The sequence below is a fragment of the Streptomyces sp. NPDC058877 genome (genome assembly GCF_042742855.1).
In the GTDB taxonomy this organism is placed as follows: Bacteria; Actinomycetota; Actinomycetes; order Streptomycetales; family Streptomycetaceae; genus Streptomyces.
This window is the reverse complement of record NZ_JBHYMF010000042.1, coordinates 35,700-46,969: the sequence shown is the minus strand read 5'-3', so window position 1 is coordinate 46,969 and position 11,270 is coordinate 35,700. Positions and strand designations below refer to the sequence as shown.

Annotated in this window: 9 protein-coding genes and 1 pseudogene; 8 read left to right on the top strand and 2 right to left on the bottom strand. The window is 73.1% G+C overall.

The features are described 5' to 3' along the window. The 7 genes and pseudogenes from ACFW2Y_RS13100 to ACFW2Y_RS13070 all read left to right on the top strand — a co-directional run. Positions 1-392, top strand: a pseudogene (locus tag ACFW2Y_RS13100) (methylaspartate mutase); the annotation flags it as partial. Positions 393-478: 86 nt separating this feature from the next. Continuing rightward, positions 479-1,483, top strand: a complete 1,005-nt coding sequence (locus ACFW2Y_RS13095) for an asparagine synthetase A (RefSeq protein WP_384877230.1) — start codon at positions 479-481, stop codon at positions 1,481-1,483. After that, a complete protein-coding gene (locus ACFW2Y_RS13090; protein ID WP_384877228.1) occupies positions 1,480-2,787 on the top strand; it encodes a glutamate synthase-related protein in 1,308 nt (435 codons plus the stop codon). Before ACFW2Y_RS13095 ends, ACFW2Y_RS13090 begins: the two co-directional genes overlap by 4 nt. Continuing rightward, positions 2,784-3,203: a hypothetical protein gene (locus ACFW2Y_RS13085; protein WP_384877226.1), complete on the top strand. Its 420-nt coding sequence runs from the start codon at positions 2,784-2,786 to the stop codon at positions 3,201-3,203. Before ACFW2Y_RS13090 ends, ACFW2Y_RS13085 begins: the two co-directional genes overlap by 4 nt. Before the next feature lie 56 nt (positions 3,204-3,259). Further along, on the top strand, positions 3,260-4,555 hold the full coding sequence (locus tag ACFW2Y_RS13080) for an MFS transporter (protein WP_384877224.1): 1,296 nt from the start codon (positions 3,260-3,262) through the stop codon (positions 4,553-4,555). Positions 4,556-4,562: 7 nt separating this feature from the next. Beyond that, positions 4,563-5,336: a 4'-phosphopantetheinyl transferase family protein gene (locus tag ACFW2Y_RS13075; protein WP_384877222.1), complete on the top strand. Its 774-nt coding sequence runs from the start codon at positions 4,563-4,565 to the stop codon at positions 5,334-5,336. 170 nt (positions 5,337-5,506) lie between these two features. Beyond that, positions 5,507-6,742: a nuclear transport factor 2 family protein gene (locus ACFW2Y_RS13070; protein ID WP_384877220.1), complete on the top strand. Its 1,236-nt coding sequence runs from the start codon at positions 5,507-5,509 to the stop codon at positions 6,740-6,742. Between the two features lie 99 nt (positions 6,743-6,841). On the opposite strand, the gene ACFW2Y_RS13065 is transcribed toward ACFW2Y_RS13070, so the two are convergent. Further along, positions 6,842-7,795 (bottom strand): hypothetical protein, encoded by a 954-nt coding sequence (locus ACFW2Y_RS13065; RefSeq protein WP_384877218.1) that lies wholly within the window; start codon positions 7,793-7,795, stop codon positions 6,842-6,844. A 389-nt stretch (positions 7,796-8,184) separates the two neighbouring features. Between ACFW2Y_RS13065 and ACFW2Y_RS13060 the strand changes: the two genes are divergently transcribed. Then, positions 8,185-10,161, top strand: coding sequence for an ATP-binding protein (locus ACFW2Y_RS13060; protein WP_384877236.1), 1,977 nt, complete (start codon positions 8,185-8,187; stop codon positions 10,159-10,161). Between the two features lie 117 nt (positions 10,162-10,278). Here the strand turns inward: ACFW2Y_RS13060 and ACFW2Y_RS13055 are convergent, their stop codons facing one another. After that, complete coding sequence (locus ACFW2Y_RS13055; RefSeq protein WP_384877216.1) at positions 10,279-11,091, bottom strand: amidohydrolase family protein; 813 nt, start codon at positions 11,089-11,091, stop codon at positions 10,279-10,281. Positions 11,092-11,270 lie beyond the last annotated feature (179 nt).

The window sequence follows — 11,270 nt, the reverse complement described above, 5'->3', positions numbered from 1 at the left end:
CCGGGGCACCGGTGAGCGCGGCGGCGAGCGAAGGGGACGACGAGGTGTACCAGGAGGCCCGCACCCTCATCGAAACCGTCCTCGACCTCGACGCCGACCTGTCCAGGGCCCTGCCGGCCGCCTTCGCACGGGGGCTGCTCGACGTGCCCTTCTGCCTCCACCCCGACAACGCCGGACGCTCCCTGGGGTTCGTCGACCCGGCGGGGCGGCTCCGCTGGGCCCGTACAGGGGGCATGCCGATCCGCCCGGACCGCGCGGCCGAAGCGGCTCCCCTCACCTCGGCCGGTCTGCTCGCCGCCCTCCACCACGTCGCCAACCACTACGACGACCCCCGGCACCGCGACGGCGGCGACGGCCACGACCGGCCAACGGTCACCCCGCTCGCCGTCTGAACCACCGGTGACCGGCGTCCGCCGCCCGCCCGCGGTCGGCGACCTCCGTCCGAACCATCCGCGACCACCACGAACAGGAGCCCGTTATGGACCAGCCCCTCCCCACCGACGCACCGGCGTCCCCGCCCCCGCTCGGTGAGCACCTCCGGTCGCCGCAACTGCGCGCCGCCATGCTCGTCCAGCAGGAGGCACTGCACGCGGCCCGCGCCTATCTGCGCAGCCAGGACTTCACCGAACTGCTGCCCCCGCTCGTCGGGCCCGTCACCGATCCCGGCGGGCGCGGCGCCAAAGCCCTCGACGTCGACTACTACGGCCACCCGTACAAACTGATGACCAGCGCCATCCTCTACAAGCAGGCGTCGCTGAGGGGCTTCCCCCGCCTCTTCTACATCGCCCCCAACGTGCGCGTCGAACCCGAGGAGACCGCCGGCACGGGGCGCCACCTCGTCGAGTTCCACCAGATCGACGTCGAGATCGCCGATGCAGGTCGCGAAGACGCCCAGGAGATCGCCGCCGGGCTGCTCACCCACGTCGCCGAGCACGTCTGGACGACCGTCCCCGACGTCCTCACCGAACTGGGCCGGTTCGAGAACGACTTCGCCGACCTCCGAGCCGGCAAGTACGACGTCTGCACCCACGACGAGGCCGTCGCCCGGCTGCTCGCCGCAGGCCACCCGCAGAACCCCGACGGCGAGATCGACTGGGCCGGCGAGCGGCTCCTCTCCCTGGAGGGCGACCGCCCCTTCTTCATCAACGACTACCCCAAGGGTTCCCGCGGCTTCTACGACAGGGAGGACCCCGACCGCCCCGGCGTGCTGCGCAACTTCGACCTGATCGCTCCGCACGGCTACGGCGAGCTCGTCTCCGGCAGCGAGCGCGAGGCCGACTACGCCACCATCGTCACCCGCATGCGGGAGAGCGGCGAGAACCCCGCCAAGTACGCCTGGTACCTCAAGGAAGCCCGCGAGGGGATACCGGCCAGCGCCGGATTCGGCATGGGCCTGCAGCGCCTGGTCCGCTTCCTCACCGGCCTCGACGCCCTGTGGCAGGTCAGCGCCTACCCGAAGCTCCCCGGGGTGGTGGCCCCGTGACCTCTCTCAGTGCCCCGGACTTCCCCGAGCAGGCGGTCCGCGCCCGCGCCCGCAACGGCACCGCCGAGGTCTTCCCCGACCCCGCCGGATACGGCACCCGGTTGTACGGCCCCGGCGCCGTGCCCCCCGGTGACGCCCTCGACCGGGCGCGCCTCGTCCCGCCCGTCTTCATGCCCCAACGCCTCGAAAAGCTCATCGACCTCGCCCGCGAACCGGAGTTCACCGACGTCGACCTCGCCTCCCGCGTCGGCGGCTTCACCGCACGGCTCCCGCTCTACCTGTCCGCCTTCGGGTCGACCCGGGCCGGCAGCGGAGACCTCGCCGTCCACGCGAGCCGGCAGGCCGCCCGCCTTGGCATCCCCATGGTCATCGGCGAGAACATGATTCCCGTGCATGGCTACCGCCGTGCCGGCGACGCCACCCGGTCCGCGCTCCTCACCCGTGTCGAGGCGTACCTGGACGCCGCGCCCGAAGGCGTCGGCGGCATCGTCGTCCAGCAGTCCACCGAGGACGCCGACTCCGAAGTTTGGAACCTCCTCTACAGCGACCCCGCATTCCGTCCCCTCCTGGAGACGGGCAGGCTCGCCTTCGAGCTGAAGACCGGCCAGGGGGCCAAACCCGGCCTCGGCGGGATGACGGTCGTCGACGGGGCGGAGGCGGAACAGCTCGCCCGCCGATTCACCGTCCGCAAGGTCTTCGACCGCGACGGCGAGCGCCAGCTGCGCTGCGCCACCCCCGGCACCTTCACCGAGGAGATCCTCCGCCAGCAGCTGCGGTTCATGCGGAACAACTTCCCCAAGGCCCGTACGTGGGTGAAGTTCCACCCCGGCCGTGACGTGGCCCGTGCCGCTCGCGCAGCCTGGTCCGCCGGAGCGGACGCCGTCACCGTCGACGGGGCCGAGGGCGGTACCGGTTGGGCTCCCGGAGTGTTCCTCGACCACGTCGGCCTGCCCCTCGCGGAATGTCTGCGCCGCATCGGCCACCCCGTCGGCTGCCTCCTGGCCGGCGGCGGGATGTGGGAGGGCGGTCGCGCCGTGCGCGCCCTCGCCCTGGGCGCCGGGGCCGTGGGCCTCGGACGAGCAGCCCTGCTGGCCGTCGACGAGGACCCCGACCACGGGCTGGAACGCCTCGTCGAGAGCATCGCCCTCGAACTGCGGCTGCTCATCAGCGCATTGGGCAAGTACACCGTCACCGCGCTGGAGCCCGAGGACCTGTGGTGGCCCGACGACCACCCGACGCACGTCGAGCACCGGGCCGCCCCTCCGTTCCCGATCGGCACGGAGCCCGCGGGGGCGACGTCATGACCGCCCGTCGGAGGCGCGGCGGGGACCGCGCGGTCCGGGCCCGCTTCTCCGTCCGCGAAGCCCCCGGCATCACCGTGCACCTCTCCCACGGTGTCGGGGGCGACGGTGCCGGACCCACTGCCGAAGACGTCCGTCGCTCCGTCGGCGATGCCGTCCACGGGGCGCTCCTGGCCGATGCGGCCCGACGGACGGCACAGCGCGTCCTCGCCGAGGCGGGCCGCGGCTACCTCGGAGGACGCGTCGAGCTGTGCACCCCCCGCCCGGGCTCCCGGAGCACCTGCCGCCCCACCGCCCGCGGCACCCGTGGGCGCCGTGCCGTGCGCCGCGCCGCCGACCGCGCCGTGGCCCTCGCGGTCGCCGCGACGCTCCGCGGCGATCCGGCGGACGCCCGGGTACGGGTCCGCCCGCCCCTCTGACGACGGGGACTCCACCACATCCCGCCCTCCTCCTCCGACCACAGGAAGCCGACACCATGGCAACGCCCCCGACCACCACCAGCGCACCGGCGGAGCAGAAGAACACCGTCGACTGGCGCCGCGTCAGCAGTCTCGTCATCGGCCAGGCCGCCGTCCAAGCCGGCAGCTTCGCCCTCCTCATCGCCATGAGCTGGACGGCGGTCCAGCTCGGTGGCCGGGAAGCCGTCACCTACGTCACCCTCGCCGCCACCCTGCCGCGCGCCCTGCTCCTCCTCTTCGGCGGCGCGCTCGCCGATGTGCTCGGCCCCCGTGCGGTCCTGCTCCGTGCAACCGGCATCCGCATCCTCGTCCTTGGAGCCGGAACCGCAGTCACCGTCACCACCGAGACCCTCTGGCCACTGATCGCGGTCGCCCTCGTCGACGGCCTGCTCCTCGGCATCTCCGGCCCGGCCTCCGGGGTGCTGCTGCCCCGCCTCGCCCCGCGGGAACAGCTCGGCCGCGTCAATTCGCTCTTCTCCATGGTGCTGCGCCTCGCCCCCATTGCGGGATCACCGCTCGGAGCCTGGCTCGTCACCGTCGGAGGCCTGCCCGTCGCCATGGCGGCCGGCGCCGTCGGCTGCGCCGTCTGGCTCGGCTGTGCCGCCCACGTCACCCGGGGCATGGCGCGGCCCGAGCCCGCCCCCCAGGGCCCCTCCCTGCTGCGCCGGTCCGGTGACGGCTTCCGGCTGCTCGCTGCCCACCCACGACTGCGATGGATGTTCGTGGCCTGCTTCTGCATGGACCTGGCGTTCCTGTGGCCGGCCGAAGTCGCGCTGCCGCTCCGGGCGTCCGAAGAGGGGTGGGGCGTCGGTGCCGTCGCCATGGTGTTGTCCGTCTTCGGCGCCGGTGCACTCGCGTCCGCCGCCCTGGGAGCCGCCCTCGCCCACCGGATTCCGGCACGCACCAAGCTCGTGGTGACCGGTGTCGGCCTCGCGGTCGGCATGGCAGCCATGGCGCTCGTACCCTCAGCCCTGGTGCTGGCCGCCACCGCCGGCGTCGTCGGCCTGCTGTCCGGCCTCAACGGGCCGGCGCTGGTGACCGGCTACCAGCAGGCCGTTCCCGAAGGGAGCATGGGCGCCGCGATGTCGACCTTCGCCCTCTCCGGGATCGGCGCGGCGCCACTGTCCCTGGCCCTGTTCAGCCCCGTCTCCCTGCTCCTCGGGGTGACCGGGACCTGGCTGCTGTGCGCAGCCCTCGCCCTCTGCTCCCCGGTCGCCGCGGCCGTCGCCCTGCGGGGCGGGACGGCCACCGCCACACCGCACGTCGAGGGTTCTCCCCGTATCGCACCGGAGCCCACCGCCACTTCCGTGTGAGGCAGACATGATCCCGCTGCTCCTTCCATCAGCGCAGGACCCCCCCTCGGCCGACCTCGACGGGACCGGCCGACCGGAGGGCGACCTTCTCGTCCCCACCTCCCTTCCCCTCCTGTCCACCCCCCTGTCACCGCTGCCCGAGCTGCGTCCGGTCCGCCCCCAACTCTGGCTGGTGGCCACCGACGTGCACCAGGACACGGCCGCCCGGTACGCGCCCCTCGTCCTGGACACGAGGGAGCTGGCCCGGGCCGACGAGTTCCGCCGCCCCGCCGACCGCGCCACGTACCTGTGCGCACACGTGGGACTGCGGCGTCTGCTCGGAGCCCATCTGGACGTCGCGCCCCGTGCCGTTTCGGTGGCCCGGGCGCCCTGTCCCTGCTGCGGCGAACCGCACGGACGGCCGGTGCTCCCGGGCCGGCGACTGCACTTCTCGCTCTCGCACTGCGAGGGGCTCAGCCTGATCGCCGTTGCCTCCACCCCCGTCGGAGTGGACATCGAACGGGTGCCGGCGCCCCATACGGTTGCGGAGGCGTCGGAGGTTCTCCACCCGGCGGAGGCGGCGGAGCTCGCCACTCTCGCCCCGGCCTTGCGCCCTGCTGCCTTCGCCCGGGTCTGGACCAGGAAGGAGGCCTATCTGAAGGGTCTCGGCATCGGTCTGGGCGCCGATCCGTCCGCCGATTACGTGGGTTCCGGTCCGGTCCCGTCCGCGCCGACCGGATGGATCCTGGTCGACGTCGCCGTACCGGAGGGGCACCGTGCCGCGGTGGCGCTGCAGGGGTGAAGCGCCCAGGCAGCGGCAACTCCGATCTCCGGCCCCGGTCCCGGTCCCCAGGGCCTGTGGTGCGACGCCGCGGGCGGGGCCCGTTCGGTTCCGGGGGCCGGCCGGAAGCACCGTGGTAGGGCCCGCGCCGCGCCCACCCGGACCGAAGCGGCGAGCCATGCGCAGAGGGCATGGCTCGCCTGCGAGATCGTCGCTTGTCGCATGGGTGGTGCGGCGCCACGATGAAGGGCATGACCACACCGCACACGATCGCCGTGCTCGGCCTGGGGCGCATGGGCTCGGCCATGGCCACGCGACTGGAGGCCCTGGGCCTGGACGTCACCGGCTGGACGCGCTCGGGGCGAACCACGGGCACCGTCAGGACCGCCGCCGACCCGGCCGACGCCGTGGCGGAGGCCGATGCCGTCCTGCTGTCCCTGTTCGACGGGCCGGCCTGTCGCCAGGTGCTCGACGAGGTCCGTGACGTCTTGCGCGCGGGCACGGTCGTCATCAACACGAGCACCGTCTCCCCTGCCGAAGCGTCGGAACTGTCGGGGGAGTTCGGTCCTTCCTACGTCCACGCCCCCGTGCTGGGCTCCGTGCCGGCCGTGGCCGCCGGTGCCCTGCGGATCCTCGTCGCTGCGGACGGAGGCGTACGGGACCGCGTCCGACCGGTACTGGAAGCGCTGGGCACCGTGCGGCACGTCGAGGACGCCTCCACCGCTGCAGTGCTGAAGCTGGTCGTCAACAGCAGCCTCGCCGGAGCCGTCCTCGCGTTGCGCGACTCCCTCCAGCAGGCCGATGCCCTCGGACTGCCGCGCGCCGAGGCGCTGGACGCCCTCGCGCTCGGCCCTCTCGGCGGGCTGGTGGCCCGCAAGCGCCCGTTCCTCACCGGGCGCCCTTCCGGAGCGGCCGAATTCACGGTCGGGGCGCTCGCCAAGGACATGGCACTGCTCGCCGAGGCGTCGGACGCCCCCCTGGGCGCTGCGGCCGGTCTCGCCGGTTCCCCCGTCGGCCCCGAGGCCGACATCGCCCTCGCCGCCACGGTCCCCCCGGTGGAGGACGCCGTGCTCGAACCACTGCGCGCCTATGCCCGCGGCCACGCCACGGGAGACCCCGCCCACTTCCGCGATGCCTTCCTGCCCACGGCCCACATCGAGGGCGTCCGGGAGGGCGCGTTCGTCTCGTGGCCCCTCGACGCGTACTGCGCACTGTTCCCGGGGCACCCGGCCCCGGACGAGCACGAGCGCTCCCGGCGCATCGACGCGGTCGACGTCCACGGCACCGTTGCGACCGCGACCATGACGCTGCTGCACGGTGCTGACGCGTTCGTGGACGTCTTCCTGCTGGTGCGGGGCGCGGACGGTTGGCGGATCGCCAACAAGGCGTACCACCGACGGGCCGCCGCAGCGCACCAGCGTCCTTGACGTCGGTCGGCGCGGCGCGGTCGCGCCGCGCGGCCCTCGCCCGCCCCGTGGCGCTGCGGCGACGGGCTCGTCCCACGGGCGACCGCCCCCACCGGGGGCTCAGTTGCCGTAGCGGCCGGTGGCGATCTCCCAGCGGTGGTAACCGGCGATCCAGGCGGTGAGGCCGTCGACGTAACGGTGGGCGGCCTCGCGCGCGGCCGGAGGGAGACCGAGGAGGTCGCAGATCCCGGGGACTTCGGACGACAGCTCGACGAAACGGTCGACCATCCCCTGGGCCTCGCACATGACCTGGGCTGCCGCCTCCTCCGGGGTGCCGCCGCGCTCCTCGCGGACGATCATCACCAGGTTGGCGACGTCACCGCGGGCGATTTCCTGGTCGTACGAGTGTACGTCGTTGGTGAACGACGGTATGTCCGCGGCCAGTTGCCTCATGCGCCGGAAGGTCGGGTGGTGCAGCACCTCCTGTGGCAGCTCGAAGCGGTTCAGCCGCTCGACCATGTCGAAGAGGGTTTCCATCGCGGCGGTACCCCGACGGAGCGCCAGATAGCCCTCCCGGTCCGGGAGCCGCCCGGAGAGCCGACCGGCGGCCTCGGCCGGGTGGCAGGCGAAGTACCACTCCCAGTTGTAGGCGGCCCGGGCTCGCCATCGGGCGGACATGCCGCGCTCGCTGCGTTCCCAGAGGTCGGCGAAGGCCTGCTCGACCGGCGTCCGGATCTCGGGGGCGGGGTCGTTCCCGTGGAGAAGGGACGTCAGCCGGGTGCACATCTGGGCCACTTGCGCCGGAGCCCGACCGAGGGCGGAGTCGAAGCGGTCGTCGAAGAGGAAGTAGAAGCCGAGCAGGTCCGCGGCGAGGACGAGGTCGTCGGCGGCGCTGTAGGGGCTGGTGAACGAGGCGAGTCGGGGCACGTCCCACCGGTCGTACGACGGAAGGTCGATGGTGACGGCCAGTCCGTCGTGGCGGAGCAGCCAATCCTGATGGCGCCGCGTCACGGACGCCCGGTGCGGATTGCTGCGGGGTGGGAACGGCAGGTCGAGCAATGCGACGTTGGGCATCTGTCCCCCAAGTTCTGCTCCCGGGTGATCGTCAGACGCCCCCCGGCGCGATCGAAGATTACTCGAATTGATCATTAACTGCCAGACGCGTCAAGCGGATCCCTTTCAAGCCAACGGAAGAGTCTCCTCCGGGTCGGCTCCAGGGTGAACCTCCCGGGCCGGTTCGTCGAGTGGGGCTACATGGTGTCGGTCTCCTGTTCCCCCGTTCGTCGTGGTGGGTGGTTCGGCGTCGTCGTGCGCCACTCGTGGCGGGGCGAGAGCGTTGGGGTTGCCGTGATGACCGTTGCAGTGACGGTTCTGCAATCTGGACCTGCAGTTTTCTTCCGTACTGCACGGTTTCGGCGGGTCAGTGGCGAGAACGACGATGGGGATGGTGCGCGGTGCCTGAGATGTGGACTCGGAGCGAGGGACACGAGGCCCCGTTCGTGGGGTACCACCGGGATGGGCACGCCCTGATCGGTCGTGACGAAGAGCTCGCCGTGCTCCGGACGGCCCTGGCCGGACACCGGCTGGTCACCGTGACCGGAGCGGCCGGGACCGGGAAGAGCCGACTGGCCCTGGCGGCCGTCTCCTCCCTGCCGACCGACCCCTGCCGGACGGTCGTTCGGGTGCGTTGGCACGACGGCGTTCCCGTGGGGCGCCGGGCGCTGACGGCGAGGGTCACCCGGGCACTCGGCGCCACCGGTCTCTCCTGGGAACCCGGGGGAACGTGCCCCCGCACGGCCGACCGACCGGCTCCACCCGGCGGAGTACTGCTGTTCCTGGACGACGTCGACCCCGTGCACACGGAGGGCATCGGCCTCGTCCAGACCCTGCTGATGGCGCTTCCGACCGTACGCGTCCTCGTCACCGCCCGGCGATCGCTCGGGCTCGGCGACGAGACGGTGCTGCGCCTGGAGCCACTGTGGTACGAGCCCGGGGCGGACCGTGCGCGCTCCTCGCCGGCCGCGGAGCTCCTGCTCTCCCGCGCCCGTGCGCACGGATGGCGAGGAGAGCCCGATCCGACGGCCGTGACACGGGTGTGCCGACTGCTCGAAGGCGTTCCCCTGGCCCTCGAACTCGCCGCCGGCCGACTGGGTGAGTGGACGATGGAGGAACTGGCCGACCACCTCGAATCCGGTCCGTGCCGGCTCGCCGACCCGGCCCCGCTCCTGCGGCGGCACCGCACGTTGCGGACCTCCATGGGAGCCGTGCACGCCCTGTGCGAACCAGCGGCCCGCAAGGTCTGGCGGCGCCTCAGCGTCTTCGCCGGAACCTTCACGGAGGCGGCGGCCGTGCCCCTGTGCTCCGGAGTCGACCTCGCGCCGCACGAGGTGCCGCCCGCGCTGGCGACGTTGAGCGCCACGGGGGTGCTCCAGGTGCACGGGGAAGCAGGAGGGGTGCGCCAGCACCGCTACCGCATGGCACGGGCGGCCCGGGACTTCGGCGCCGAACGGCTATCGGCAGCAGGAGAAGGGCCGGTGACCCGAGATCTGCACGCCGCCCACGTCCTCGGCACGGCGGCCGTCGCCGAGACCCTCTGGACCACGGGCCTCCAGCGTCAGGCCCTCCGCACCGTCCAGGACGAACACGACGACCTGGTGGCCCTGGTACGGCGATGCGCGACCGGGGCCGGACACGTCGAGGAGGCCCTGCAGGCCGTGCTCCACCTGTGGTTCTGGTGGGTGGTCCAGGAGCGTGCCGAGGAAGGGAGCGCCCATCTGCACGTGCTGCTGGCTCGACTCCCCTCCAGTAGCCCGCTCGCAGCGTACGGCCAGTGGCTCGCGGCCTGGCTCGGCGCGACCCGGGACCCCCGGACGGCCCAGCGGTTGCTGTCCCTGGCCTGGCCGGCCGCCGTGCTCGCCGGCGACGACGCCCTGCTGGGGCGCATCGCCCATGTGCACGGCACCCTCGCCTGGCGACGGCAGGACGCCGAAACGGCCGTGCGGTACTACCGACAGGCCGCGGAGACCACGCCCCGCGGGGCTCCCGGAGGCCCGCCGCCCAGCGTGAGCCTTGCTGCGCTGGCCGTCGCCCAGGCCCACCGCACCCCTGCGGCGGCCGTCCGCACCGCCCGTCGCGCCCTGGCCCAGCCGACCTGTGCGAACGATGCCTGGGCCGCCGCCCTGGCCCACTACGCCCGGGCCTTCGCCGATCACCGCGCCGGACGCACCGGGCGCGCCCGCCACCACGCCCGCCGCGCCCTGACGGAGCTGGAGTCCCGGCTCGACGCCCCGCAGGCGCACCGGGCACTGCGCCGCCTCCTGGCCGCCCTCGAACCCGGGGCGACGGCAACCGCACCGGCGCCGCAACGCCTCCGGCACGTACCGGGGCCCCGTGACGGAGCGTCGAAACCGCCCGCTGCGGCCACCCCGGCGCAGCGATGACCCGATGCTGCGGTCACCGCACCGGGCGGGTCCGTCGCCCCGCGGTACCGAGCCGCTGCACCGCGGGACCTGAGGGAAATGGTTCCCCGAGGGAGATCCCTCCGTCTCTTCCGAGGGTCAGAGACGGAAGACCCGGCGTGCGTTCTCGGAGAGGAACAGTCGGGTGGTCTCCTCGTCCAGACCCAGTTCGTCGAGGTGTTCCAGGGCCCGGGCGGGGGTGATCATGGGGTAGTTGGTGCCGAACAGGACCTTGCCGCGACCCCGTCCGCGCAGGTATTCGACCAGCTCGCGCGGGTAGCGGCGGACGGTGTAGGCACTGGTGTCGATGAAGACGCGGGAGTGCTTGTCGGCCACCGCGATCATCTCCGCCGTCCACGGGTGGCCGATGTGGCCGCAGACGATGGTCAGCTCCGGGAAGTCGAGTGCGACCTGGTCGATGTACGGGATGGGGCGACCGGTCTCGGACGGGCGCAGCGGTCCGGTGTGCCCGACCTGGGTGCAGAAGGGGACGCCGAGGTCGACGCAGGCGGCGTACAACGGGTAGTACAACCGGTCGGTGGGCGGAAGCTGCCACAGCCAGGGCACGATCCGCAGGGCCACGAAGCCGAGTTCCGTCACGGCCCGGCGGAGTTCCCGCACCGCCTCCACCGGACGGGTGAGGTCCACTCCGGCCACCCCGCGCAGCCGTCCCCCGGAACCGGCGACGAAATCGGCCACTTCGTCATTGCTGATCAGCGGCCCCCGGGGCCCGTACCAAGCTGCCGAAAGTCCGATCTCGACGTCGGCCGCGGCCATGGCGGCCACCGTCGCGGCGACCGGCAACGGTTCCTCAAGGAGCTTCGCTCCGGTCCACCGGCGCAAGGACTCGAACATCTCGTGGTTCGAGTGGCGGAGCGTCGGGTGCTGCATCCAGGCGTCGACGACGGGCATGGGCTGGCTGCCTCTCTTCCGGTTGCGCTGCCGTGTCCGGGACGGCCGGCCCGTCCCCGGCGCCGCCCGCACACGGTGCACCGAGCCGCAGCACCGCTCGCGCCCGGCGCCGGACGCCCGGGCAACCGCTTGCCGGGACCCTACTCGGTGCATGACGTCCACAACCGTCGGCTTCCCCC